Source organism: Rhodobacter xanthinilyticus (assembly GCF_001856665.1).
Lineage (GTDB): Bacteria > Pseudomonadota > Alphaproteobacteria > Rhodobacterales > Rhodobacteraceae > Rhodobacter > Rhodobacter xanthinilyticus.
This window is the reverse complement of record NZ_CP017781.1, coordinates 53,717-78,964: the sequence shown is the minus strand read 5'-3', so window position 1 is coordinate 78,964 and position 25,248 is coordinate 53,717. Positions and strand designations below refer to the sequence as shown.

Genomic DNA, 25,248 nt, shown 5'->3' with positions numbered 1-25,248 from the left:
AGTGCAGTCCAGTGACGTTTAAAGAACGTAACGGCTCAGATCGGCCGAGCGCGCGAGGTTGCCCAGATGCGCCTCGACATAGGCCGCATCGACTGTGATCACATCGCCGGAGCGATCCGGGGCGGTGAAGGAGAGCTCCTCGAAGACGCGTTCCATGATGGTATAGAGCCTTCTCGCGCCGATATTCTCGACGGTTCGGTTGACCTCCGCCGCGATCCGGGCGAGCGCGGCGATGCCGTCCTCGGTGAAGCTGACGCTGACCTGCTCGGTCGCCATCAGGGCGCTGTATTGGCGGGTGAGGGCGTTGTCGGTCTCGGTCAGGATGCGGGCGAAATCACCCTCGGTCAGCGCCTGAAGCTCCACCCGGATCGGCAGGCGGCCCTGAAGCTCGGGCAGGAGATCCGAGGGTTTGGCGATGTGGAAGGCGCCCGAGGCGATGAAGAGGATGTGGTCGGTCTTGACCGGGCCGAGCTTGGTCGAGACCGTGGTGCCCTCGATCAGCGGCAGCAGATCGCGCTGCACCCCCTCGCGCGAGACATCGGCGCCGCGGGTCTCGGCGCGGGCGGCGACCTTGTCGATCTCGTCGATGAAGACGATGCCGGATTGTTGCACCGCCTCGAGCGCGGCGGCCTTCACCGTCTCGTCGTCGAGGAGCTTGTCGGCCTCCTCCGAGATCAAGACCTCATAGCTCTCGGCGACACTCATCTTGCGCCGGGTGCGCCGCGCGCCGCCGAAGGCCTTGAAGAGATCCTGCAGACCCTGCATCTGCATCTCCATCCCCGGCTGACCGCCCATCATGCCGATCGGCATCTGCGCCGCCTCGGCCACCTCGACCTCGATCATCTTGTCGTCGAGCTCGCCATCGCGCAGCTTGCGGCGGAACATCTCGCGCGTGCTTTCCCGTGCATCAGAGCCTGCGAGGGCCTCGATCACCCGGTCCTCGGCGGCCTTGTGGGCGCGCGCCTTGACCTCCTCGCGCATATGCTCGCGGGTCTCGACCATCGCGACATCGGCGAGGTCGCGGATGATCTGCTCGACATCGCGGCCGACATAGCCGACCTCGGTGAATTTCGTCGCCTCGACCTTGAGGAAGGGCGCGCGGGCGAGCTTGGCCAGGCGGCGCGAGATCTCGGTCTTGCCGACGCCGGTCGGGCCGATCATCAGGATGTTCTTGGGGTAAACCTCTTCGCGCAGGCCGGCGTCGAGCTGCTTGCGCCGCCAGCGGTTGCGCAGGGCCACGGCGACGGCGCGCTTGGCCTCGGCCTGGCCGATGATGAAGCGATCAAGCTCCGAGACGATCTCGCGGGGCGTCAGGTCGGTCATTTCGAAATCCTCTCAACGGTGAGATTTCCGTTGGTATAGACACAGATATCGGCGGCGATCGCCATCGCCTTGCGGGCGACCTCCTCGGCCTCGAGATCGGTGTCCATCAAGGCCCGCGCTGCGGCGAGCGCGTAATTCCCGCCCGAGCCGATCGCGGCGACATCATGTTCGGGCTCGAGCACGTCGCCCGCCCCTGTGATCACAAAAAGATCGGCGCCATCGGTCACGATCAGCATCGCCTCGAGATTGCGCAGATATTTGTCCATCCGCCAGTCCTTGGCGAGCTCGACACAGGCGCGGGCGAGCTGGCCGGGGGCGGATTCGAGTTTCTTTTCAAGCCGTTCGAGCAGGGTGAACGCATCCGCGGTGGAGCCGGCAAAGCCCGCCACCACATCGCGCCCGCCGGGGCTGAGCCGGCGCACCTTGCGCGCGGTGCCCTTGATGACCGTCTGGCCGAGGCTCACCTGCCCGTCGCCCGCCACCACGACCTCGCCGCCCTTGCGCACGCCGATGATCGTCGTGCCGTGCCATCCGGGGAATTTCTCGTCCGCCATGCGATCCTCCATTTGCGCAAGATATGTGCCGTGCCGGGGCGCCATGCAAGGCTTGCCCGGGCGCGGGGGCGAAGATACGCTCGCCCCATGCCCGCGCCCGAGACCCTCTGGATCTATCTCGATGAGCCGACCCTGCACCGGGTCGAGCGCGCAGAACATCATTTTTTCAAGCGCTTGATCGGGGCGGTGGAGGCGGCGGGCTGGCAGGTCGCGCTGCGCGAAAGCACCCTCGCCGAGGAGGCCGCGGCGCCCGAGCGGCCGGGCTACGCGCTCTATCATATGGAGGCGCCGACGCATGCGCGGGCGCTGACCTGCCGGCGGGCCTATATCGGCGCGTTCTGGCGCATCGAGGCGCAGGCCGAGCGTTGGGAGTGGCCGATCGCCCGGGCGGAGTTCCGGCCCGAAGAGGTGGATGCCCGGCGCGCGGAGAATTTCGCGAATTACTGGCGAAAACGGCTCTATTCCGGCGCGAATCCGGGGGATGACGGGTTCATTTTCCTGCCGCTGCAAGGCCGTTTGCTCGGCCCGCGCGGCTTTCAGGCGCTCGGCCCGCTCGAGATGATCGCCGAGACGCTGGCACGGGCCGACCTGCCGATCCGCGCGCGGCTGCACCCGCGGGAGAGTTACCTTCCCGAGGAGCTCGACGCGCTGGCCGAGATCGCCGCGCGCGAGCCGCGGTTTACGCTGGTGAGCGCGCCCGCCCGCGATCTCCTGGCCCGCTGCCGGATGGTGGTGACGCAAAACAGCAGCCTCGCCTTCGAGGGCTTCTTGCTCCACAAACCCGCGATCGTGTTTGCGCAGATCGATTTTCACCATATCGCGCGCTCGGTCCCGCGCGATGGTCTCGAGGCGGCCTTCTCGCCCGCCCCCGTGCCGGAGTTTGACCGCTATATGCTGTGGTTCTTGAAAGAGACGGCCCTGAATGCGGGGGCACCGGAGTTCGAGGCGCAGCTCCTCCTGCGTTTGCGCGCCGCCGGTTGGCCGATATGAAAAAGGCGCCCGAAGGCGCCTTTCGCGGAGGTCGTGACGGGCTCAGAGCTCCGATTCGATCCAGGATTGCAGGGCCGCTTTCGGCGCCGCGCCCACTTTGTTCGAGACAACCTGACCGTTCTTGAACATGAACAGCGCCGGGATGCCGCGCACGCCGAGAACCGCCGGGCTATCGGGGTTTTCGTCGACATTGACCTTCACGATCTTGATCTTGCCCGACATTTCCTCCGACAGCTCCTCGAGCGCCGGGCCGATCATGCGGCACGGGCCGCACCATTCGGCCCAGAAATCGACGATCACGGGGACATCGGATTTGCGCACTTCCTCGTCGAAAGTGGCGTCGGTGACTTTGACGGTTGCCATGGGTCTCTCCTGGAATTCTGGTTGCGGGGAAGGTAGGCCCCACCCCGGGGCGCGTCAAGATCAGGTGGCTGTTCGGATTGCCGCATCTAGCTGTGCGTCGGTGAGCGGCATGAGCGTGCAGTTGCGGGTCCACAGGATCAGGCAGTCGATCGCCCGCCCGGGGTAGATCTGGCGCAGCGCGGCGCGGTAGGCGGCCATTTGGCGCAGGATGCCCAGAGGCACCTGTGCCGCGCTGCGGGGGACGACGGCGTTTGACTTGTAATCGAGAACGCGGACGCGGTCTTTTGTGATCACAAGGCGGTCGATCGTGCCGTGGATCCGCGCGCCGCCGAGCTCGTCGAGCGCTGCGGTCAGTTCAACCTCGGCAAGCGCGCCGGGGGCGAGGAACTCCGCCATCTCCGGGCTGGCCAAAACGCGGCCGGTTTCCGCAAGAATCGTCTCTATTTCGGCCGAATTTGCGGGGTATCCGGCGAGCGAGAGGATCTTTGGCGCTTGCTCAGGCCATTGTTCCGGGGCGAGGCCCGGAAGGTGCTCGAGAAGCAGGTGAAGCTGTGTTCCGCGTCGCTTGCCGCTGTCATCGCCAAGCGCCAAAGCCTCCCCGGCGAGGGCTTTCTCACCGCCGAGATCAGAGGGAGACAGCGCGCGCGGGCGCTTCTCGGGCCGGGGCGCGGGTCGCAGCGCCCAATCCGGGATCTCCTCGGTCGCCGCAACGGCTTGCCGCACCACGGCGGCGCCCGGGGGCGGCCAGTCTCCATGGCTGTAACGGCGGATCTCGCCGATCTCGCGGGCCGCGTGCGAGAGCGCCGAAATCGTCTCTGCGCCGGCCTTTTCGAGGCCATCCGCCACGAGACTATACCAGCTGTCGCCGGCTTGACCTGTCTCGCCGGCCGCCGCCATGATCAGCCATTTCTCCGCGCGCGTGAGCGCCACATAGAGCAGCCGGAGCCGCTCCTCCTGCTCGGCCTGCACAACGGCCTCGCGCGCCTTGGCGAGGGGCGGCGGCATCTCTTCGGCCGAGGTCGCCCAAGCGGCCATGGTCTCGAGCTGAAGGATCTGACGCGCGCGCGGCGGGCGCGGCTTGGCGGTATCGGGCAGGATGACGATCGGCGCCTCGAGCCCCTTCGCGCCATGCACCGTCATCACCCGGATCGCGCGCCCGCCGCTCTCCAGCTGCCGCTTCACGGCGATATCGTCCGCCCCGAGCCAGCCCAGAAACCCGGTCAGACTCGGCGTTTCGCGCTGTTCATAGATCAGCGCCTGCGAGAGCAACTCGTCGATCCCGTCTTCGACCTCCACCCCGAGCCGCGCCACCAGCCGGTGCCGCGCGCCATGCCCGGAGAGGATCCGCTCGATCAGGTCAAAGGGGCGCAGAAAATCGGTGTGGTCGAGCAAATCTTGCAAGATCGCGACGGAATCGAGACTGATTTCGCTCTTGCGCAGCGCCTCCCAGAGGTAGCCTTTGCGCGGCTGGGCGAGGCGGAAAAGCATGTCCTCCGACCAGCCGAAGATCGGCGAGCGCAGCGCCTCGGCGAGCGCGAGGTCGTCCTCGGGCGTGGCGAGGAAGGTCAAGAGCGAGACGATATCCTTCACCGCGAGCTCCGAGCCGAGCTGCATCCGGTCGACGCCGGCCACCTCGAGCCCCGCCGCCTTGCAGGCCCGGATCAGCTCCGCGAAGAGCTCCTTGCGGCTCTGCACGAGGATCAGGAAATCGCCCTCATGCACCGGGCGCGCGCCCTCGGCTGTCGGGATTTGCACGCCCTGATCGATCATCGCGCGGATCTCGGCGGCGACGGCGCGGGCGAGCGCGATTCGGGCATCGTTCTCGGCGGGTTGGTCGACGGGCTGCCACCAGGGGCCCTCTTCGGGCTTGGCGCCTTGCGCGACCGGCTCCCAGAGATCGACCCGGCCGGGGAGGAACTCGTGGAAGGCGATATGTTCGGGCGGCCCGCCGAGGCCGCTCAGCCCGGGCGCGGCGAAGGTCAGGTCGGTCAGGCGCAAGATCGCCTGGGAGGACCGGAAGGAATGGAGCAGCGCCGTGGTCTGCAAGGGCCTGCGGGCGGCGGCGAATTTCTCCGAAAAGTGGCTCTGCATCGCCTGAAAACGCGCGAGATCGGCCCCCTGGAAGGAGTAGATCGACTGCTTCCGGTCGCCGACCACGAAGATCGTCCGCCGCACATCGCGCGCGCCTTGGCCCGAGGTGAATTCATCGGTCAGCCGCTCGATGACGGCCCATTGGCCCGGGCTCGTGTCCTGCGCTTCGTCGACGAGGATATGGTCGATACCGCCGTCGAGCCGGAACAGGACCCACTGCGCCACCGAGGGGTCGGAGAGCAGGTCGCGCGCGCGCGCGATCAGGTCCTCGAAATCAAGCCAGCCCTGCGCGGCCTTTCGTGCGGCGAGTTTGGGCAGAAGGGCGCGGGCGAGGTCGTGCAAGGCCGCGGTGCGCTCGGCCGTGGCGAGGGCGAGGCGGCGCGGCCGGGCCTCGGCAACGCGTGCGATCAGGTCGTTGAGCGCCTCGACATAGCTCGCGGCGGGGCCGGCGCGCATCGCCTTTGTCGGCACCGCGTCGATCTTCGGGCCGAAGGGGTTGGCGGCGCTCTTCCCGTAGAGCAGCACGCCTTCGAGCCTGAGCAAGGCGCCCATGTCGAGGGTGGTGATCGTCGCAAGGGCCTGGCCGAGCTTCAGGTCGTTCTTTTCGGCCTTCAGCAGAGGCACCGTGAGATCTTGCAAAAGCCGCAGATCCCCGGGCGCGAAGGTCTCGGCCAGAAGCGCGCTTTCGCTGAAATCCGCCGGCAGATCGAGCGCCGCGAAGATCCCTTCTCGGTCGAGATCGGGGGGGAAAGCGTCTCTATTCTGGCTGATTGCGGCTAAAACCGCGGGCAGGTTGGTGTCGGTGCACAGCCGCACGAAGCGGTCGAAGACAGCGCGATCCGGCCCCGCGGCGATTTCCTCGAGCAGATCTTCGCGCAGCCGCGCCGCCGAGCGGTCATCGAGCTCCGCGAAGCCGTGGGCCACCCCCGCCTCGAGCGGAAAGCGCCGCAACAGAGCCGCACAGAAGGAGTGGATCGTCTGAATCTTCAGCCCGCCCGGGGTCTCGATCGCCTGCGCAAAGAGCCGCCGCGCGCGCAACAGAAGATCGGGCGTGATCGTCAGATCCTCGCCGAGCTTCGCGAGCTCCCCCCGCAGCGCCCGATCCTCGAGCATCGCCCAATCCCCCAGCCGCCGCAGCAGCCGGTTTTGCATCTCCGAGGCCGCTGCCTTGGTGTAGGTCAGGCACAGGATCCGCTGCGGCTCGGTCCCCGAAAGCAACAGCCGCGCCACCCGATCGGTCAGAACCTTGGTCTTGCCCGAGCCCGCATTGGCCGAGAGCCAGGTCGATTCCGTGGGGTTGGCGGCCGTGATCTGGCGCAGCGAGGCTTCGTGAAGGCCGCTCATCCCACATCCTCCCCGTCCGCCGCCGCGGTCATATCCCATTCGCCAAAGCGGGAAAGATGGTCGTAATCGCTGACAGTTTTCTGCTCGAAAAGCGCGCGGCGCGCCGAAAAGCCCTGTTTCGGGTCGAGATAGGCGGCAATCAACTGCTCCAACCTCTCCCAGACCCCCTCAACCGTTTCGCTGGGAAGCTGGACATCGCGACATTCCCCCTCGCCGCCGAGGCGGATATAGGTCATCGCGGCAACCTCGCGGGGGCCGAGATCGGTGAAGGCGCCGCGCGCCGCCATCGCCGCCTCGAGCGGGAGCTGTTTGTCAAAGGCTTCGACCTGCGGGTTCGAGGGAAGATCCCCGGATTTGTAGTCGTAGATCTGCACCGCGCCATCGGCGAGAACATCGATGCGGTCGGGCTTCGCGGTGAGCGTGAAAAGCGTGTTTTTCAGTGAAACAGAGCCTTTCTTCTCGATAAGCGCCGGGGTGCCGCGCGCGGCCCGCAGGGTCTCGTCGCGCACGAATTTCTGTGCGATCCGCGTGATGCGGCTGAGCCAGAGGCGGCGGGCGCTGGGCCAGGGGACGGTTTCATCGAGCACGGTTTGCGCGATGCCGAGCAGCCGCTCCACCCCGCTCTCGAGGCTTTCCTCGGGCGGGCGCTCCTTGACGAAGGTCTCGACGATCAGGTGCAGCGCCTGCCCGCGCAGCCGTGGGTCGGGGCTTGGCCGCAGCGGATCGAGCGGTTTGAGGCGCAAGATCCGGCCGGCGTAGACCGCGTAGGGGTCGCGGATCAGCGTCTTGATCGCGGTTACGGGGAGCTCGCGCGGGCGGGCCTCGGCGGGCGGGCGGGGCGCGGGGCGCGTTGCAGGGGCGGGGCGCTCGGTCGGTGTTGCGAGCGCGCGCGCGAGCCGCAGCCACGCCTCGCCCCGCGCCTCCATCGCCTTGAGCGCCTCCTGTCCGCCCTGTTCGGGCAAGCCGTTGAGCAGGTTGGTCAGCCGGTTGAGCCAGCGCGAGGGGATCGTCTCGGCCTCGGCATCGCGCCGCGAGCGGGTCAGCACCACCTCCGGCGCACCAAGCGCGATCTGGAAGTCATGCGCGGCGAGGCCGATCTGGCGTTCGGGCAATAAAAGGCCGAGATCGAGCCGCATTTTGCGGCTGAGCCAGGGGTCGGGGGCGGCTGTCGCCGGCCAGCTCCCCTCGTTCAGCCCCGCCATGATGACGAGATCGGCGTCATGCGCCCGGGCCTCGAGGGTGCCCAGAATGGTGACATCGGGGTGCGCGGTCAGGGTCTGGCGGAGGCTGACCTGTTGGAAGAGCCGGGTGAGGAGCTCGGCGTAATCCGAGGCGGAGTAGCTGCCCGCATGGGGCGCCTCGCGGGCCAGCTCCTCGAGGATCGCAAGGCTCTGACCGCCCGCCTCGGTCAGCCAAAGTTCGGAGGCCTCGACCTGCCCGCCCGGCCCCGCCGCGAGGCTCGTCGCGAGCCGCAAATGTGTCTCTATACAGGCGGAAAGCGGGGCTATCGGCGCGGTCTCGACCCCCTCCATCGTCGCGATCAGCCACTCCACCCAGCGCGCGCGATCCGGGTCCGCCGCCTTCACCCAGGCGCGCAGCGTCGCCGGATCGGGAAAAGCGGGGCCATTGCGGCGCATATGGATCTCGAGCTCGCGCGTGTAGCGCAGATGCAGCCCACGTTGCGTCGAGCCGGTCGCGGTCAGCGGATGTTTGAGCGCGATCAGCAGCGCCTCGAGCGAGAGCGGTTTGCCCCGCATCTGCGCGAGATGGCGCAAAAACCGCCCCGGCGCGGAGTGATGCAGCGGGTTGCCGGCGCTGTCATCGGCGATCACCCCCCACCGCGCGAGCGCCGCGCTGACACGCCGGGTGAGCGTGCGATCGGGCGAGATCAGAGCCGCTTTCTGCCCGGTCTCGACGGCTTTGCGCAGGATCAAAGCGATCGCATCCGCCTCGGCGCGGGGGGTTGGCGCGGTGATCAGGCTCAGCCCCTCGCAGGCGGGCGCGAGCGGGCCCAGCGTCGGGCCTTCCGCAAGCCATTGATCGGTGACCGGCGCCGGCCGCAGCGCCATGGAGAGCAGCGCGTTGCGCGCGGGATGCGCGGGCGCGGCGCTGTGCCAGCGAGTGACCTCCACGGGCGCGACGGCGAGATCGCGCAGCAGGCAATGCAGCCGATACTGCGGGTGATCCTCGAGCGGCGTGGCCCCGGAATCGAGACTATTCCAGCTCGATTCCGGCAAGGTCTCATCAAATCCCGGGAGCACGACGGCCCCCTTGGGCAGGGCCGCGACCGCCTTGAGAAAGAGCGCCGTCGCGCCGCGAGACCCGGTCGAGCCCGCGATGATGACCGGATGTTCGGGCGGCGTGATCTGCCAGGCCGCGATTTGCGCCTCGATGGCGAGCCGCTGGCGGGCGTCGGTGTCGGGCGGGCTCTCGGCATCAAAAAAGCGCGCCACGATCCGAATGAAGGCGAGGCTCCGGCGCCAATGCTCGGCATGGGTTTCGCTGATTTCGAGCGCGTCGAAGGCCTCGGGGGAGATCCCCTGATCATGCATCTCGGCCATCAGGGTGGCGAGGCTGTCGGCAAGGCCGAAGACCCCCATCCCCGCCTCGAACCCCGGCAGGCGCGCGACCACGGTTTGAACGAGCTGGGCGAGTTCGAGGCGGCGGCGCAGGCCGGAAACGGGCACGGGGAGGGTGAGGAATGGCTGGCGCGCGACATCGGTGATCAGCCGCAAGCGCGGCAGGAGAACGGCGCCGTGGCGGTCGAATTCGTCGCGGACCCGGCGCTGCATCCGCCCGGAGTTCAGGTAGATTTCGCAGCGCGCGATGTCTTCAGGCGGCGCATCCGCCATCCGCTCGAGGAAGCCCGCCACGAAATTGCGGGCGAAATCGACCCCGATCGGGAGTTGAAAGAGGCCGCGCTCAATCATGGCGCAGCATGGTTTCGGCGAGCGCGATGCTCTCGGGGCGCCCGACATCGCACCAGCCGCCGCGATGCACGATCCCGAAGACCCGGCCCTGCGCGAGCAGCTTGTCCCAAAGCAGGTTGAGCGAGAAGGCGGGCGCCGAAATCGTCTCTATTCCGGCGGGATTGATGATTTGCGCGCCGGTGTAGACATAGCCGGGGCCGCGGCGGATCCGGCCATCGGGATCGAGCGAGAAGTCGCCCGCGCCGCGATAGCCGAGCGCCTCTTCGCAAGGGATCAGGGCGAGAAGCGCCGACATCTGCTCCGGCTCCCAGGCGGCGCGGAGTTTTGTGATCACATTTTCGCCGCTCCAGATGGCGTCGGTGTTCAGGGTAAAGACCGGGCCGGGGCCGAGCAGGGGCAGGGCCGCGCGCAGGCCGCCGCCGGTCTCGAGGATTTGTGCGGTTTCGTCGGCGATAATCGTCTCTGTTCCAGCGAAATGCGCCACGATCTGATCGGCGCGGTAGTGCACGTTCGCGACGATCCGCGCGACGCCGGCCGCGCGCGCGAGATCGACCGCGTGGTCGATGAGCGGTTTGCCGGCGACGGGGATCAGCGGCTTGGGCATCGTGTCGGTCAGGGGGGCCATGCGCGTTCCGAAACCGGCGGCGAAGAGCATCAGGGCGGTCGGGGCTTGGGTCATGAGCGCTGGATCTGTTCAAGGAGTTCGGCGGTCGGCGCGGGATAGGCCGCCGCAACGGTTCTGGCGATGTCGGTGAGGGCGGGATGCGCGAGGTTGCGCTCTATATAGCGGTGAACGCGGGGCATCAACGCGAGATAAAGTGGTTTCTCGAGAGAGGTGGCCAGGCGGGCAAAGACCCCGAGGATGCGCAGGCCGCGCTGGGCGCCGAGCAGGGCGTAAAGCGCGCCGAACCGCTCTGCCTCAAGCCCGGCGGCCTCGGCATAGCGGCGGGTTTCGCGCGCCTCGATCGCGGGCGCCACATCGCGGCGCGCATCTTGCAGCGCGGAAACGAGATCATAGGCGGGGTGCCCGGCGACTGCGTCCTGAAAATCGAGCAGGCCAAGCCGCGCCGCGCCGACCCGTTCGGGGAGCCACAGCGCGTTCTCGGCATGAAAATCGCGCAGGCACAGGACCGGCGTTTCCTGATTGAGGCGGGCATAGCTGCGGGAGATGAGCTCGGGCAGCGCGAGCGCCGCTTCGCGCGAAAGGGTCGGGTAATGATCGGCGGTGAGGGTGAGCAGCGCGCCCAGCGCCGGGCCGTCGAGGGGGGCGAGGAAGGCCGGCGCCGGGCGGCGATGGAGGTCGAGGAGGAACCCCGTGACCTCGGCGTAGAGCGTGGCTTCGCGGCCGGGGTCGGCGAGGATCAGCCGCGAGAGCAGGTCATCGCCGAGGTCTTCGAGCAAGAGCAGCCCGCGTTCGGGGGCCTGCGCGAGGATGGCGGGGGCGGAAAACCCTTCGTTGAGAAGCCATTGAGCGATTTGCACGAAGCGCGGGGTGTCGCCGGCGGGCGGGGCGTCCATCAAGACGGCGCGGTCCTCGCCGCGGGTGAGGCGCTCATAGCGGCGGGCCGACGCATCGCCGGCGAGGGGGGTGCGGTGGGCCGTTGCCCAGCCGGCGGCCGCCAGAAAGGCGGATATTTCGGCGGCGCGCTCACCCATCTTGCGTGCCCTTCAGCGCCGAGAGGCGCGCGGCCCAGGCGGGCGGGCCCGAGAGCGCGACGCGCCGCGTCTCGCCGCCGGGCGTCGCCTCGAAGCGCAGGGTCAGCGCCTTGGCCGGGGTGAGATCGCCGAGCCGTTCGGGCCATTCGATCAGGCAGATCGCCTCGTCGAACGCGTCTTCGAGGCCGAGCTCGATCGCCTCGTCGGGGTGGCTCAGCCGATAGAGGTCGGCGTGCCAGATCTCGGGCTCGGCGCCGTAGACCTGCACGAGGGTGAAGGTGGGCGAGGGGATATCCTCCACCTCCCCGCGCGCGGCCAGCCGGGCGGTGATCAGCGCGCGGGCGAAATGGGTCTTGCCGGCGCCGATCGGCCCTTCGAGGAGCAGCACATCCCCCGGCCCGAGCTGCGGGGCGAGGGTTTCGCCCAGCCGGGTGGTGGCATCGGCGTCGGGCAGATCGAGGTGGAGAAAAGGTTCAGGCATGGGCGCAGTTTTACCCCGCCCGGTGCCCGCCGCAAGCCGTATCAGCTCAGCGCGCTGCCCATCTGTCGCGGCGCGCTGCTTTGGCTGATCATGCGCGGGGCGGCGGTCTCCAGCACGGTGAAGGCCGCGATCATCGAGCCGCCGTTCATCGGTGCGAAGCGGCAGCGCAGCTTGCGCCCGTCGAGCAGCCTCACCTCGCCGCTCAGCTCATCGCGCTCGCCGATCCGGGTCGAGAAGCTGCGCGCCGCGCTCCACAGATCGGTCGTTTCGCTCTGGCTTTGCCAGATCCGCACCGCGTCATGGACGGTGACCCGGCCGAGGGTGGTTTCCGGCTCCACGTCCCAGAGCTTGCCATAAGCCGCGTTCGAGAGGCTCAGCTCGCCCGAGGGCAGGAAGACCGCGACCGCCTCGCTCATCAGATCGAGCACCTCATGGCCCATCTCGAGCTCGGCGCGGAAGCGGCGGGTGAGCGAGACCTCGGAGGAGATGTCCTCGAAGAGGAAGGCCACGGCGCCATCGGGGTGCGGGCGGCCGGTGACACGGTAGGTCTGGCCCGAGGGCAGCGTCCAGGTCTCGGAGTGGAAGCCCGCCGCGGCGGCCTGTTCGAGCTCGGTCATCTGCAGGCGCCAGCTGCGGTAATCCTTCGGCTCGGGCATCATCCGCGCCTCGCGCAGCCGGTCGAGGAAGGCGTAGAGCGTCGGGCGGGCGGAGAGGAACTCCGGCCCGAGTTGCAGCAGGTCGATAAGCGCGGGGTTGAAGAGTTGCAGCTGACGCTGACGGTCGAAGATCGCGAGGCCGATCGGCAGGTCGGCGAAGGTCTTGGTCAGGGTCTGGACGAAATCGCGCAGCGCTTTCTCGGCGCGCACCGCGGCATCGGCGGGCAGCGCGAAATGCAGCATCCCGCCCTCGATCGGGTAGGAGTGGCAATCATACCAGGTGCTGCGGTCCTCGCCCTCGACAAGGCGCATCCGCCGAGCGCTGGAAATCGCGCTTTGCCCAAGCTCGAAGAGCTTCGGCAGCGGCCAGACAAGCGCCTCGTCGGTGGTCTCGAGCGCGCCCGAGCGCAGGATATAGGCGCGGTTCGCCCAGGTCAGCACGCCGCGCTCATCCTCGCGCCAGACCAGCGCGGGCAGCCGGTCGAGCGTATGGCGCAGCGTATCGAGCTCATCTTCCAGCGCGCGCTGCGAGAGCCCGTCGACCAGGATCCCGCGGCCCTCGGCCTCCGGGTCGATCAGCGTGATCCGCGCGAGCCCGTTCACATCATCGGCGATCAGCCGCAGCTGCCCCTGCCCCTCGGCGGGCCTGGCGGAGAGCTCGAGATGGCCCTTCTCGGCGAGGCTCGCGATCGCGGTTTCGAAATTCTCGAACCGCGGCGCGATGAAGGCCGACAGCCGCGCCCAATCGCTCAGCGCCATCGGCGCGGCCTCGAGCAGCGCGCGGGCCGGCGCGGTCGCGTCGATCAGCTCCTGATCGTCGAAGAGAAAGATCGTCTGCTCCAGCACCGGGTGCGAGCTCGCCAGAGCGCGGGCCTCGCGTTGGCGCCCGGTCGTGATCGCGATCACCGCAAGCGCGAGAAGCGCCGAGCCGACCGACGTCAGCACGATGAGCACCGCTTGCATCCACTGGATATGCATGACCTTGGCCTTTCCAACCTGTCCGTGTGGATAAGTTGCTGCCGGAATGGTTAATTCACGGTTAAGCCTAACAAAGGATTTACCGGGCGCTCAGGAAATAATCCGCTGGTTCTCGCCAAGCCCTTGAGTTTCCTGCGCGACCAGCCGCGCGGCGGGCCAGATCGCCTCGACAAGCGCCCCCGAGCGCGCCGGATGATCGCTTTCGCGGCGGAATGTTTCCGGCCCGTTGCCGAATCGCAGCTGCGCGCCGGTGCGCTCCAGCAGCGTTTTCGCGATGAAGAGGCCAAGCCCCATCCCCTCGTATTCGGGCCGATCGGTCGAGCGGTTGTGCAGGAAGGGGTCGCCGATCCGGTCGAGAACGCCGGGCGCATAGCCCTTGCCATCGTCGCAGACCCGCACCGTGATCGTCCGCTCGCTCCATTCCGCATCGACCCAAACCGTCGTCTGGGCGAAATCCACCGCGTTCTGGATCAGGTTGCGCAGCGCGTGGATCAGCTCGGGGTAGCGGTAGATCGTGGGCTGACGATCCGAGGCGCCGGCGGCCGGGATCACGTCGAAATAGATCTGCTTGCCGCGTTCGAGATGCGGCTCGGCGGCCTCGCGCAGCACCGCCAGAAGCGGCGCCGAGCGCAGGTGCAGGTCGTCCTTCCCCGCCCGGCCCATCGAGCGCAGGATATCGCGGCAGCGGTCCGCCTGCTCGCGGATCAGGAGCGCGTCGGCATGCAGATCCTCGCGCCCGTCGAGCTCATCGGCGAGCTCGGAGGAGACGAGCTTGATCGTCGCGAGCGGGGTGCCGAGCTCATGCGCCGCCGCCGCCACCACGCCGCCCAGATCGGTGAGCTTTTGCTCCCGCGCAAGCGCGAGCTGCGTCGCCAGAAGCGCGTCGCTCATCGCGTGGATCTCATGCGCGATCCGGTGCGCATAGGCGCCCAGAAAGGCAACCCCGATCACGATCGCGAGCCAGAAGCCGAACTCGATCATCCGCGGCACCTCAACGGCCTGCCCGCCCCGCGTCACCAAGGGCAGATGCAGCCACCCCGCCAGCGTCACCACCGCGATCGTCGCCACCCCGAGCAGGATCGTCGGCGCGCGCTGCAAGGCGGTGGCGGCGATGGTCACCGGCACGAGGATCAGGAGCGCAAACGGGTTGTTCAGCCCGCCGGTGAGCGCCAGAAGCGCGCCAAGCTGCACGGTATCGAACAAAAGCGCCGCGGTGAGCTCGGCCTGAGTCAGCCGGCGGCTCTTCGGATAGAGGAAGATCGCGGTCAGGTTCGCCGCCACCGAGGCCCCCACCGTCGCCAGACACAGCGGCAGGTTCAGGTCGATCTCATAGAGCCAGGCGGCCATGAAAATCGCGCCGAGCTGCCCCACGATCGCCGTCCAGCGCAGGAAAATCAACGTCCTGAGCCGCACCCAGTCGCGATGGCCCTCGGTAAACCCGAGCCCGGTTTGCAGCCGATCCGGCATCGTCATCCTCCGCCCGCGCGCGATGCTGGGGCCCGATGTCACATTTTTAATCCAGCGTCTTGATAATAACCTGCGCCCGCGCGATCAATGAAAGACACAGGACGACAGGACGAACTCATGGCTTTTTCTGCCCGAACCGCGGCCGCCGCCGCCGTGGCCCTCGCCGTCGCAGGCCTTGGCGCGACATGGTATTTCTCGCAATCCGCCGCCGATGATGCCTTTGCGCAATGCCGTCGCGGGGTTGCCCCGGCCGCCGGCCAGATCGGCGGGGCCTTCACGCTGGTGAACCAGGACGGCAAGACCGTCACCGATGCCGATGTGATCACCAAGCCGAGCCTCGTCTATTTCGGCTACACCTATTGCCCCGATGTCTGCCCGCTCGACAATGCCCGCAACGCCGAGGCCGTGACGCTCCTCGATGAGCGCGGCTATGATGTGCAGCCGGTGTTCATCTCGGTCGATACCGACCGCGACACGCCTGAGACGATGCGCGAATTCGCCGCGATGCTGCATCCGAAGATGATCGGCCTGACCGGCTCGCCCGAGCAGATCTCGGCGGCCTCGAAAGCCTATCGCACCTATTTCAAGGTCCAGGATCCGGGCGACCCCTACACGCTGATCGACCACTCGACGCAGAGCTATCTGGTGTTCCCCAAGCTCGGCTTCGTCGAGTTCTTCAACCGCGACACCACCGCCGAGGAGATGACCGAGAGCGTCGCCTGTTTCGTCGATGCGTGGAAAGCGCAGCAATAATCCGGGTTTGACCTGCGGGGCCGGGGCGCCTAGAACCGCAAGAGGACATATTCAGGGGAGGCAATATGGCCGAGGATGATTTCGCCGAACTCGGGGCTGACCGCAGCTTGCTGCTGGTGGATGACGACGTGCCCTTCCTGACGCGCCTTGCGCGGGCGATGGAAAAGCGCGGCTTCCAGACCGAGACGGCCGAGACCGTCGCCGCCGGCAAGGCGATCGCCCAGAGCCGCCCGCCGGCCTATGCGGTGGTCGATCTGCGGCTCGAGGATGGCAACGGGCTCGATGTGGTCGAGCTTTTGCGCGAGCGCCGCCCCGATGCGCGGATCGTCGTGCTGACCGGCTACGGCGCGATCGCGACGGCGGTGGCCGCGGTGAAAATGGGCGCGACGGATTATCTCTCCAAGCCCGCCGACGCCAATGACATCACCAATGCGCTTTTGGCAAAAGGCGAGACCCTGCCGCCGCCGCCGGAAAACCCGATGAGCGCGGATCGCGTGCGCTGGGAGCATATTCAGCGGGTTTATGAGCTTTGCGATCGCAATGTCTCGGAAACTGCGCGGCGGTTGAATATGCATCGGCGCACCCTGCAGCGTATTTTGGCGAAACGCAGCCCGAAATAACGCAATCCATTTGCCATTTGCAAAGTTCGGCGTATTTTCCTCCGAGGCAACTTGGAGGAAAACCCATGGATATCAATCTCGAGATCCTGTCGCTCGCGGAGCTGAAGACGCTGCGCACGAAAGTCGATCGCGCGATTGCGAGCTATGAAGATCGCAAGAAAAAGGAAGCGCTCGCCGAATTGGAAGAAGCGGCGCGGAAAATGGGCTATTCGCTCGGTGAATTGACCGGCATGGCGGGCAAGCCGCGCAAGGCCGTCGCGCCGAAATATGCCAACCCCGCCGATGCGACGCAGACCTGGACGGGCCGCGGGCGCAAGCCGGGCTGGGTTCTGGCCGCGCTCGCGGCGGGCAAGTCGCTGGACGATCTGGCGATCTGATCAGGCTTCGGCCTTCAGCCAATCGATGAAAATCCGCGCGGCCGGGCTCAAGGGGCCCGGCGGGCGCACCACATAATAGCCCATCTTGTCATCGGCCAATTCGTGGATTTTCACGAGCCAGCCGATTTTCAGATCTTCCTCGATCAGGGATTCGGTCTCGAGATGCAGGCCAATTCCCTCGCGCGCGGCGGCCAGCGCGAGTTCCTCATTCGGGAAATCGATGAATTTCATCGCCGCCGGTTTTAACCCGATGGATTCCAATAATTGCATCTGTTCGGGCCAATCGCCTTCGCGCACCCAGGGCATCACCGCCATTTCGCGCAGCGAAAGCTTTTTTCGCCCATGCAGCAATTCCGGCGCCGCCACGACGATTTGCGGCGCGGCGGTGAGAAACTCCGATATCACCCCCGCCCAGCGCCCGGTGCCAAAGCGGATCCCGAGATTGGCGCCCGCCTCGCGCAAATCAATCGTGCGGGGCTCCGGCAAAAGCGAGAGCGCGATTTCGGGGTGTTTCTTCCAGAATTTCGCAAGCCGCGGCATCAGCCATTCCGAGGCGAAGGCCGGCGGCAGGGTGACGGTGAGCGGGCGCTGGCCGCCTTGGGCCCGCAGCGCCTCGATCGCGCCCTGGATCATCGTGAACCCGTCGCCCAGCGCCGCGGCGAGCCGCTCGCCCTCCGGCGTCAGCCGCAGCGCGCGCCCCTCGCGCCACACGAGCGGCGCGCCGAGCTCGCCTTCGAGCGCGCGAACCTGCTGCGCGACGGCGGCATGGGTGACGTTGAGCCGGCGCGCGGCGGCGCTGAAGCCCCCCTCGCGGGCGGTCACCGCAAAGGCCCGCAGCGCCGTGAGCGGCGGCATCTTGCGCCAGTCAATTTCACTCATCTGTTAGCTCAGCTTTCAGTAATGATAAAATTCCTGACTCGCAAAACAGCGCAGGTCAAGGCAAATAGGCGCCATGATGATAACATCGGAGATCAGAGAATGATCCGGATTCTTGCAGAAGTGTTCACTCTTGCCGTGGGTGGCATGGCGCCGCAAGCGCCCCGCAAGCGCGTCGAAAAGTTCACGCGCTGATTTCGGCCAGAAGAGCATGGTGACGCGCGGTATACTCCGCGCGCACCTCGGGGGGCGGGCGCAGGCGGATCGCGAGCCCCCGGATCAGCCCCGCATCGGGGCGCCCGAAGAGTTTATCCGCCTCAGCCGCTGAAAACCCCGCGATCTGTTCGGCCTCGAGACGGGCCGAGACGAGATCCGCCGCCTTGATCGCTTTCTTGATCGGGGCGGGCAGGGTGGCGGGCAGCCCAAAGCGCAGATGCACCGCCGCGGTCAGCCGCCGGTCGAGCTCGCCATAACTCGCGCCGATCGCCGCTTTCACCGGGCTGATCATGTCGCCCAGCACATATTCCGGCGCATCATGGAGCAGCGCCGCGAGCCGCCAGCGCGCCCCGATCCCCGGGTTGGCGCGGGCGAAAAGCTCCTCCACCAGAAGCGAATGTTCCGCCACCGAATAGGCGTGATCGCCCGTCGTCTGGCCGTTCCAGCGCGCCACGAAGGCCAGCCCATGCGCGATATCCTCGATCTCGATATCCATCGGCGTCGGGTCGAGCAGATCCAGCCTGCGCCCCGACAGCATCCTTTGCCACGCCCGCTTCATTCCTGCCTCCGCATCGCTCCCGTTTAGCTAACGGCTCCTCACGAGGCTGTAAACCGGCGGAACCCGTGGCCGCCGCGCGGCGTTGGCCTCCCGAACAACAGGAAAGGGCACGCCATGAAGACGGGGTTTCTCCTGAAGACGACGGCGGCGGTGACGGCTGCGATGATCGCCGCGCCGCTTGCGCTTGCGATGACGCGCGCGGATCTTGCGCCCGCGCCGAGCGCCGAGGCGCCGGGCCTTGGCCGGCCGATGGATGACCACGGCCCCGATATCGCTTATGGCGATCTCTCGGTCTTTGACACGATCACCGAGATCGGCGAGGCGCAATCGCCCAATGTCCCCTATTGCGACACCCGCGCCGAGATGCGCGCCGTTCTTGCGCAGGATTTCGGCGAGAGCGCCCGGCTCACCCATCCGCTCGAGGGGCGCCGCTCGGTCGAGCTCTGGGCCTCGGAGGCCGAGGGCACCTGGACTGCGCTCTATACCCGCGCCGACGGGGTGTCCTGCGTCGTCTCCTCCGGGATCGACTGGGCGCGCGGCAGCGATGCGCTCGCGTTGATGGAGCGCGAGGCGCTGATCCCGGCGGGGTGATCGCGGTAATTGTCCGGCAAGGCTTTGAGTGCTACATAGCGCCCCAAACAGATATTGGGGAGCCGACATGGCCGATTACATCGTCAAGGACATCGCGCTTGCCGCCTTCGGGCGCAAGGAGCTCGACATCGCCGAAACCGAAATGCCGGGCCTGATGGCGTGCCGCGCGGAATTCGGCGCGAGCCAGCCGCTCAAGGGCGCGCGCATCGCGGGCTCGCTGCACATGACCATCCAGACCGCCGTGCTGATCGAGACGCTCAAAGCGCTCGGCGCGGATGTGCGCTGGGCCTCGTGCAACATCTTCTCGACCCAAGATCACGCGGCGGCGGCGATCGCGGCGGGCGGCACGCCGGTCTTCGCGATCAAGGGCGAAACCCTTGAGCAATACTGGGAATATACCGACAAGATCTTCCAGTTCGGCGGCGAGGGCGGCACCTGCAACATGATCCTCGACGATGGCGGCGACGCCACGCTCTACATCTTGCTTGGCGCGCGTGTCGAGGCGGGCGAGACCGGGCTGATCGAGGTTCCGACCTCGGAGGAAGAAGTTTGCCTCTTCAACCAGATCAAGAAGCGCCTCGCCGCGAGCCCGGGCTGGTTCACCAAGCAGCGTGACGCGATCAAGGGCGTGTCGGAGGAGACCACCACCGGCGTGCACCGTCTTTATGACCTGCACAAGAAGGGCCTGCTGCCCTTCCCGGCGATCAACGTCAACGACAGCGTCACCAAGTCGAAATTCGACAACAAATACGGCTGCAAGGAATCGCTGGTCGACGGCATCCGCCGCGCCACCGATGTGATGATGGCGGGCAAGGTCGCGGTCGTGTGCGGCTATGGCGATGTGGGCAAGGGCTCGGCGGCCAGCCTGCGCGGCGCGGGGGCGCGCGTGAAGGTGACCGAGGTCGACCCGATCTGCGCGCTGCAAGCGGCGATGGACGGGTTCGAGGTCGTCGTGCTCGAGGATGTCGTGGCCTCGGCCGATATCTTCATCACCACCACCGGCAACAAGGACGTGATCCGCATCGAGCATATGCGCGAGATGAAGGATATGGCGATCGTCGGCAACATCGGCCACTTCGACAACGAGATCCAGGTCGCGGCGCTCAAGAACCACAAATGGACCAACATCAAGGACCAGGTGGACATGATCGAGATGCCCTCGGGCGCGCGGATCATCCTGCTCTCGGAAGGCCGTCTCTTGAACCTCGGCAACGCGACCGGCCATCCGAGCTTCGTGATGTCGGCCTCGTTCACCAACCAGGTTCTGGCGCAGATCGAGCTCTTCACCAAGGGCGACGAGTATCAGCCGGGCGTTTACATCCTGCCCAAGGCGCTCGACGAGAAGGTCGCGCGGCTGCATCTCGAGCGCATCGGCGTCAAGCTGACCGAGCTGCGCCCCGATCAGGCCGAATATATCGGCGTCACCGTCGAGGGCCCGTTCAAGCCGGAGCATTACCGCTACTGAGCGGCCGGCAGATTTGCGAGAGGGGCGGGGAAACCCGCCCCTTTTTCGTTCGGGGGAGGGGTGCGACAGAATTCCCTTGGCCTGCCGCGCGGTTTTCTCCTAGGCTCGGGGCAATTGGGGCGGCACGTCTCCCCCGGGGGCGGGCCCAGAACTGGGAGTGATTTCATGGGAAAACGTGACGAGCTGATCGCCAAATATGCCGACGATCTGCAAAACAAATGCGGCATGACCCCGGATATGGATCTGCTGACCAAGGTCACCATCGGCTGCGGCCCGGCGATCTACAACGCGGATTCCGCGACGGTTGCCGCCTCGGATCCGGCCGAGCTCGAGACCGTGAAAACCAATTTCCTGATCAAGAAGCTCGGTCTCGCCGATGGGCCGGAGCTGATGGATGCGATCGATGCGGTGATCGAGACCTATGGCCGTTCGGAGCGCAACAAATACCGCGCGGTGGTCTATTACATGCTGGTCAAACAATTCCGCAAGGAAGCGGTTTACGCCTGATCGGCGGGCGCCCGGGGGCCTGCCCCGGGCGCCGCGTCTCAGATCAGCGCCTTGATCCCGGCGACATGGGCGGCGGTGGCCGCGCGCGCGTCGGCGGCCAGCGTCGCGACGGTGTCCGCCATCGCCTCGGGCGCGACGATCCGGTCGATGAGCCCCCAGGCGAGCGCCTCCTCGGCCTCGATCCTCTGCCCCGCCATCAAGATCATCTTGGCCCGCGCTGGCCCGATCAGCGCGGCAAGGCGCCTCGGGTCCGAGGGCTGCGGCAGGAAGCCGAGTTTCATCACCGGATAGAAGAACTTTGCCCCCGCCACCGCGAGGCGCAGATCACAGGCGAGCACCATCCCCATCGCGCCGCCCGCGAGCGTGCCGTTGAGCGCCGCGATCGTGAGGCAGGGCAGGCCCGCGATCGCGCCCGAGAGCCGCTCCCACACCGGGTCGGTCGCGAGCCCGGCGCGCGCCTCGTCGAGATCGGCCCCCGCCGAGAAGACCTTGCCCTCGCCGCGCAGCACGAAGACCCGCGCGCCCTCGGCAGCGGCGCGCTCGGCGGCCTCGGCGATTTCGGCAAGCATCGCGCGGGTCAGCGAATTGGCTTTCTCGGGGCGGTCGATGGTGACGGTCCAAAGCCCGTCGGCGATCTCGAGGCGGATCATGGCAACTCCTGCGGTCACGGTTTCTCTATACCTAACAAGCCCGCCGGGCCTTGACCATCGCCCAGCGCGCAGGGAGGATACGCCGCGATGACCGTGCAAGGAGAGCTACCGTGTCCGTTACCAAACTCGCAGGGCTGGGAACCTGTTTCATGCTGCTCGGGACGAGCGCGCTCCATGCCGATGTGAGCGCGGGCGAGGTCTGGCAGGCGTGGCTCGGCCAGTATCGCGCGGCGGGCTACACGGTCACCAGCAAGTCGGAAACCCAGTCGGGCGATACGCTGACGATCTCGGAGCTGGCGCTGACCCAATCGGCCGATGGCGCGACCTTCAAGCTGATGGTGCCCGAGCTCACGCTGCGCGAGATGGGCGACGGCACGGTCGAGGCGCGCGCCTCGCAGGAGATGACGGCCGAGGCCAATGTGACCGCGCCCGACGAGCCGCCGACCGAGATGGATATCAAGATCCGTCAGGCCGATGCGGTGGCGATCATTTCCGGCACGCCCGAGAACCTCGCCTATCAGCTCACCGCGCCCGAGATCGTTGTCGAGGCCGAGCAGGTTGCGGGCGAGGGGTCGGCGCAGCCGGTCAAGATCTCGCTCGCCGCGACCGGGCTGAGCGGCGCCTATTCGGTCGTGCAGGAGGCGGGGCAGAAGATCACCTCCGATATGAAGCTCTCGGGCGTCAAGCTGATCGCGAGCGGCGATGATCCGCAAAACGGTGGCAGTTTCGCGCTCGATGCCGATATCGCCGATGTGAAGATGACCGCCGCGGCCGAGCTGCCGCCGGGCTACAAATTCGATCCGAACACCGCGGTGCCGCCGGCGGTCGACAGCGTGGTGACCACCGGCGCCGCGCATCTGAGCCTTGATGCGAAGGATGCCGAGGGGCCGGTGACGCTCAAGAGCGCGAGCGAATCGACCCGGATCGAGGCGAAGGTGACCGCGGGCGAGATGCATTATCTGACCGCGGCGCAGAATTCGCGCATCGAGATGGCCACGCCGCAGCTGCCCGCCGAGGTCTCGGCCGAGATCGCCGCGACGAGCTTCGAGATCGGCATGCCGCTGGCGAAAGCCGATGTGGCCTCGCCCTTTGTCGGCAAGGTTGCGCTCGAGGGGCTGACGGTCTCCGAGGGGGTCTGGGCGATGATCGACCCGGGCCAGCAGCTGCCGCGCGACCCGGCGACGCTGATCGTCGATCTGAGCGGCAAGATGCGCCCGACGATGGATCTGTTCTCGGCCGCGGCTGAGGCGCAGCCGATGCCGCCGGTGGAGATCGAGGCGCTCGATATCAACCGGGTGCAGCTCACGCTCGCGGGGGCCGAGCTTGGCGGGAAAGGCGCGCTGAGCTTCGACAACGCCACCGGCGTGCCGGTGCCGCTCGGCGCGATCGACCTGAGCCTGACCGGCGCCAACGGGCTGATGGACAAGCTCACCACCATGGGCTTCCTGCCGCAGGATCAGGCGATGTTCGCCAAGATGATGCTCGGGCTTTACGCGGTGCCGACCGGGGCCGATGCGATGAGCTCGAAAATCGAGTTCAAGGAAGGCGGGCAAATCCTCGCCAACGGTCAGCGGATCCAGTAAGAGAGCCGCAAGGCAGGTCGCCCGGGCCTTCGGGCGGCCTTTTCGTTTCAGGGGGTTCCATGTCCGAGCACAGCTTGTTCGATCTGACCGAGGCGCTTTTGGCGGCGGCGCGCAAGGCGGGCGCGGAGGCGGCCGATGCGATCGCGGTGGATGGGCGCGCGGTGTCGATCGATGTGCGCGCGGGGGCGCTCGAGCAGGCCGAGCGGGCCGAGGGCGTGGAGATCGGGCTGCGGGTGTTGATCGGCGGGCGGCAGGCCTGCGTTTCGGCCTCCGATGTCTCGGCGCGGACGATGGGCGATATGGCCGAGCGGGCGGTGGCGATGGCGCGGCTCGCGCCGGAGGATCCCTATGCCGGGCTCGCCGCGCCCGAAGATCTCGCAACCTCTTGGGATATCTCGGTTTTCGAGCTTGAGGATTTCGCCGAAGACCCCGCGTCGCAGGCGCTTGAGCGCGATGCGCTGGAGGCGGAGGCCGCCGCGCTTTCGGTCGCCGGCGTGGCGCAGGTGCAATCGGCCTCGGCCTCGTTTACCCGCCGGCGCGTGCATTTCGCCGCGACGAACGGCTTTTCGGGCGGCTACGGGCGCAGCTCGCGCTCGATCTCGGCCGTGGCGATCTCGGGCGAGGGGCTCGGGATGGAGCGCGACTGGGCCGCCGAGAGCCGCACCTTTCAGGCCGATCTGCCCGCCGCCGCCGAGATCGGCCGCCTCGCGGGCGAGCGCGCCGTTTCCCGCGCCGCGCCGCGCCGCCCCAAGACCGGCAGCTACCCGATCCTTTTTGACGAGCGGATCTCGGGTAGCCTGATCTCGCATCTCCTCGCCGCGATCAACGGCTCGGCGATTTCGCGCGGCGCCTCGTGGCTGCGCGACGCGATGGAGACGCAGGTTCTGCCCGCGGGGATGTCGCTGATCGAGGAGCCGCATCGGCCGCGGATCTCGGGTTCGCGCCCCTTCGATGCCGAGGGTCTGCCGACCTCGCGGCGGGTGATCGTCGAGGATGGCGTGCTGAAGAGCTGGACGCTCGATCTCGCCACCGCGCGCAAACTCGGCCTGCAAAGCACCGCGAACGCCGGGCGCGGCCCGTCCTCGCCGCCGGTGCCCGGGGTGGGCAATGTCACGCTGACGCCGGGGCTGGCCAGCCGCGAAGACCTTTTGCGCGAGATGGGCACGGGGCTTTTGATCACCTCCTTCATCGGCGCCACGATCAACGCCAATACCGGCGATTATTCGCGCGGGGCCTCGGGGTTCTGGGTCGAGAACGGCGAGATCCTCTATCCGGTCAATGAATGCACGGTGGCGGGCAATCTCCATGACATCCTGCGCCGGATCATCCCGGCCAATGACGCGCGCGCGCATCTGAGCCATCTGGTGCCCTCGCTTCTGGTCGAGGGGCTGACGCTTGCAGGCGAATGACCATGAAGCCGATCTCGCGCTTCTGACCGAGGCGGCGCGGGCGGCGGGCGAGATTGCGCTCAAATATTGGCGGCGCGCGCCCGCGGCCTGGGACAAGGGCGATGGCGCGGGGCCGGTGTCGGAGGCCGATCTCGCGGTCAACGAGATGCTCGAGGCCGAGCTTGGCGCGGCGCGGCCCGGCTATGGCTGGCTCTCCGAGGAGAGCGCGGACAACCCCGCGCGGCTGGGTGCGGAGCGGGTGTTCATCGTCGATCCGATCGACGGCACGCGGGCGTTTCTGGCCGATGAGGGCGGGTTTGCCCATGCGCTCGCGGTGGTCGAGGCGGGGCGTGTGGTCGCAGGGGTGGTGCATCTGCCAGCCCTCGGGCTGACCTATGCGGCCCATGCGGCGGGGCCCGCGCTGCTCAACGGCGCGCCGATTGCCCCGAGCGCCGCGACCCGCGTCGAGGGGGCCTCGGTGCTCACCTCGAAGCTCTCGGATGCCGCCTCGAACTGGCGCAACGGCGAGCCGGGCTATCGGCGCAGCTTCCGCCCGTCGCTTGCCTGGCGTCTATGTCTTGTGGCTGAGGGGAAGTTCGACGCCACGATCTCGTTGCGGCCCTGCTGGGAATGGGACATCGCCGCCGCCAGCCTGATCGCGGAGCGGGCCGGGGCTCTCGCGACCGACCGGGCCGGCCGGGCGCTCGGCTTCAACGGGGCGCATGCGCAAAACAACGGGCTGATCGTGGCGCCGCCCGCGCTGCACGCCGATTTCCTCGCCCATCTGCGGCCCTGGCCGCTCTGACCGGCCGGCGGTTACCTTTTCTAAA

23 protein-coding genes are annotated in these 25,248 nt (G+C 67.5%); 10 read left to right on the top strand and 13 right to left on the bottom strand.

The genetic code is table 11. The annotated features are described in order from the left end of the window. Nucleotides 1-18 precede the first annotated feature (18 nt). Nucleotides 19-1,323 (bottom strand): ATP-dependent protease ATPase subunit HslU, encoded by a 1,305-nt coding sequence (gene hslU / locus LPB142_RS00395; protein WP_071165206.1) that lies wholly within the window; start codon nt 1,321-1,323, stop codon nt 19-21. Beyond that, nucleotides 1,320-1,877 (bottom strand): ATP-dependent protease subunit HslV, encoded by a 558-nt coding sequence (hslV, locus tag LPB142_RS00390; RefSeq protein WP_068765688.1) that lies wholly within the window; start codon nt 1,875-1,877, stop codon nt 1,320-1,322. The genes hslU and hslV overlap by 4 nt, the downstream gene beginning before the upstream one ends. An 87-nt stretch (nt 1,878-1,964) precedes the next feature. Between hslV and LPB142_RS00385 the strand changes: the two genes are divergently transcribed. Then, the gene (locus tag LPB142_RS00385) at nt 1,965-2,867 is read left to right on the top strand and encodes a hypothetical protein (protein ID WP_068765643.1); all 903 of its coding nucleotides are present in this window, start codon (nt 1,965-1,967) and stop codon (nt 2,865-2,867) included. Nucleotides 2,868-2,909: 42 nt separating this feature from the next. Here the strand turns inward: LPB142_RS00385 and trxA are convergent, their stop codons facing one another. The 8 genes from trxA to regB all read right to left on the bottom strand — a co-directional run bounded on the left by trxA (nt 2,910) and on the right by regB (nt 14,833). After that, on the bottom strand, nt 2,910-3,230 hold the full coding sequence (trxA, locus tag LPB142_RS00380; protein ID WP_068765642.1) for a thioredoxin: 321 nt from the start codon (nt 3,228-3,230) through the stop codon (nt 2,910-2,912). A 60-nt stretch (nt 3,231-3,290) separates the two neighbouring features. Continuing rightward, nucleotides 3,291-6,665 (bottom strand): double-strand break repair helicase AddA, encoded by a 3,375-nt coding sequence (addA, locus tag LPB142_RS00375; RefSeq protein WP_071165205.1) that lies wholly within the window; start codon nt 6,663-6,665, stop codon nt 3,291-3,293. Further along, entirely contained in the window at nt 6,662-9,595 is a 2,934-nt protein-coding gene (gene addB / locus LPB142_RS00370; protein ID WP_071165204.1) for a double-strand break repair protein AddB, read from the bottom strand. Before addB ends, addA begins: the two co-directional genes overlap by 4 nt. Beyond that, complete coding sequence (locus tag LPB142_RS00365) at nt 9,588-10,274, bottom strand: nucleotidyltransferase family protein (protein WP_071165203.1); 687 nt, start codon at nt 10,272-10,274, stop codon at nt 9,588-9,590. Before LPB142_RS00365 ends, addB begins: the two co-directional genes overlap by 8 nt. Further along, nucleotides 10,271-11,251, bottom strand: coding sequence for an aminoglycoside phosphotransferase family protein (locus LPB142_RS00360; RefSeq protein ID WP_068765638.1), 981 nt, complete (start codon nt 11,249-11,251; stop codon nt 10,271-10,273). The genes LPB142_RS00365 and LPB142_RS00360 overlap by 4 nt, the downstream gene beginning before the upstream one ends. Then, nucleotides 11,244-11,732: a tRNA (adenosine(37)-N6)-threonylcarbamoyltransferase complex ATPase subunit type 1 TsaE gene (gene tsaE / locus LPB142_RS00355; RefSeq protein WP_082872874.1), complete on the bottom strand. Its 489-nt coding sequence runs from the start codon at nt 11,730-11,732 to the stop codon at nt 11,244-11,246. The genes LPB142_RS00360 and tsaE overlap by 8 nt, the downstream gene beginning before the upstream one ends. Before the next feature lie 41 nt (nt 11,733-11,773). Continuing rightward, nucleotides 11,774-13,366: a PAS-domain containing protein gene (locus LPB142_RS00350; RefSeq protein ID WP_071165202.1), complete on the bottom strand. Its 1,593-nt coding sequence runs from the start codon at nt 13,364-13,366 to the stop codon at nt 11,774-11,776. Nucleotides 13,367-13,456: 90 nt separating this feature from the next. Continuing rightward, complete coding sequence (gene regB / locus LPB142_RS00345; RefSeq protein WP_071167066.1) at nt 13,457-14,833, bottom strand: sensor histidine kinase RegB; 1,377 nt, start codon at nt 14,831-14,833, stop codon at nt 13,457-13,459. 117 nt (nt 14,834-14,950) lie between these two features. Here regB and LPB142_RS00340 point away from each other — a divergent pair, with 117 nt between their 5' ends. From LPB142_RS00340 to LPB142_RS00330, 3 genes are all read left to right on the top strand, one after another. Beyond that, nucleotides 14,951-15,586 carry an SCO family protein gene (locus LPB142_RS00340; RefSeq protein WP_071165201.1) on the top strand — a complete coding sequence of 212 codons (636 nt, stop codon included), beginning with the start codon at nt 14,951-14,953 and terminating at the stop codon, nt 15,584-15,586. Between the two features lie 65 nt (nt 15,587-15,651). After that, a complete protein-coding gene (locus LPB142_RS00335) occupies nt 15,652-16,206 on the top strand; it encodes an ActR/PrrA/RegA family redox response regulator transcription factor (protein WP_071165200.1) in 555 nt (184 codons plus the stop codon). Between the two features lie 65 nt (nt 16,207-16,271). Further along, nucleotides 16,272-16,583, top strand: a complete 312-nt coding sequence (locus LPB142_RS00330; RefSeq protein WP_071165199.1) for an H-NS histone family protein — start codon at nt 16,272-16,274, stop codon at nt 16,581-16,583. Here LPB142_RS00330 and LPB142_RS00325 read toward each other — a convergent pair whose 3' ends face one another. Both LPB142_RS00325 and LPB142_RS00320 read right to left on the bottom strand, forming a co-directional pair. Next, nucleotides 16,584-17,462 carry a LysR family transcriptional regulator gene (locus LPB142_RS00325; protein ID WP_083392554.1) on the bottom strand — a complete coding sequence of 293 codons (879 nt, stop codon included), beginning with the start codon at nt 17,460-17,462 and terminating at the stop codon, nt 16,584-16,586. Nucleotides 17,463-17,643: 181 nt separating this feature from the next. Further along, nucleotides 17,644-18,234: an HD domain-containing protein gene (locus tag LPB142_RS00320; RefSeq protein ID WP_068765632.1), complete on the bottom strand. Its 591-nt coding sequence runs from the start codon at nt 18,232-18,234 to the stop codon at nt 17,644-17,646. Between the two features lie 114 nt (nt 18,235-18,348). Between LPB142_RS00320 and LPB142_RS00315 the strand changes: the two genes are divergently transcribed. From LPB142_RS00315 to LPB142_RS00305, 3 genes are all read left to right on the top strand, one after another. After that, a complete protein-coding gene (locus LPB142_RS00315; RefSeq protein ID WP_068765631.1) occupies nt 18,349-18,825 on the top strand; it encodes a hypothetical protein in 477 nt (158 codons plus the stop codon). 67 nt (nt 18,826-18,892) lie between these two features. After that, nucleotides 18,893-20,290, top strand: a complete 1,398-nt coding sequence (gene ahcY, locus LPB142_RS00310; protein ID WP_068765630.1) for an adenosylhomocysteinase — start codon at nt 18,893-18,895, stop codon at nt 20,288-20,290. Nucleotides 20,291-20,455: 165 nt separating this feature from the next. Beyond that, nucleotides 20,456-20,797, top strand: coding sequence for a DUF2853 family protein (locus LPB142_RS00305; protein ID WP_068765629.1), 342 nt, complete (start codon nt 20,456-20,458; stop codon nt 20,795-20,797). 38 nt (nt 20,798-20,835) lie between these two features. On the opposite strand, the gene LPB142_RS00300 is transcribed toward LPB142_RS00305, so the two are convergent. After that, a complete protein-coding gene (locus LPB142_RS00300; RefSeq protein WP_071165198.1) occupies nt 20,836-21,447 on the bottom strand; it encodes an enoyl-CoA hydratase/isomerase family protein in 612 nt (203 codons plus the stop codon). A 110-nt stretch (nt 21,448-21,557) separates the two neighbouring features. Here LPB142_RS00300 and LPB142_RS00295 point away from each other — a divergent pair, with 110 nt between their 5' ends. Genes LPB142_RS00295 through LPB142_RS00285 form a run of 3 tightly spaced genes read left to right on the top strand, consistent with a single transcriptional unit; the run spans nt 21,558 to nt 25,223 of the window. Further along, a complete protein-coding gene (locus tag LPB142_RS00295; RefSeq protein WP_156894285.1) occupies nt 21,558-23,030 on the top strand; it encodes a DUF2125 domain-containing protein in 1,473 nt (490 codons plus the stop codon). Between the two features lie 59 nt (nt 23,031-23,089). Further along, the gene (locus LPB142_RS00290) at nt 23,090-24,439 is read left to right on the top strand and encodes a TldD/PmbA family protein (RefSeq protein WP_071165196.1); all 1,350 of its coding nucleotides are present in this window, start codon (nt 23,090-23,092) and stop codon (nt 24,437-24,439) included. Next, on the top strand, nt 24,426-25,223 hold the full coding sequence (locus tag LPB142_RS00285; RefSeq protein ID WP_071165195.1) for a 3'(2'),5'-bisphosphate nucleotidase CysQ: 798 nt from the start codon (nt 24,426-24,428) through the stop codon (nt 25,221-25,223). Before LPB142_RS00290 ends, LPB142_RS00285 begins: the two co-directional genes overlap by 14 nt. Nucleotides 25,224-25,248 lie beyond the last annotated feature (25 nt).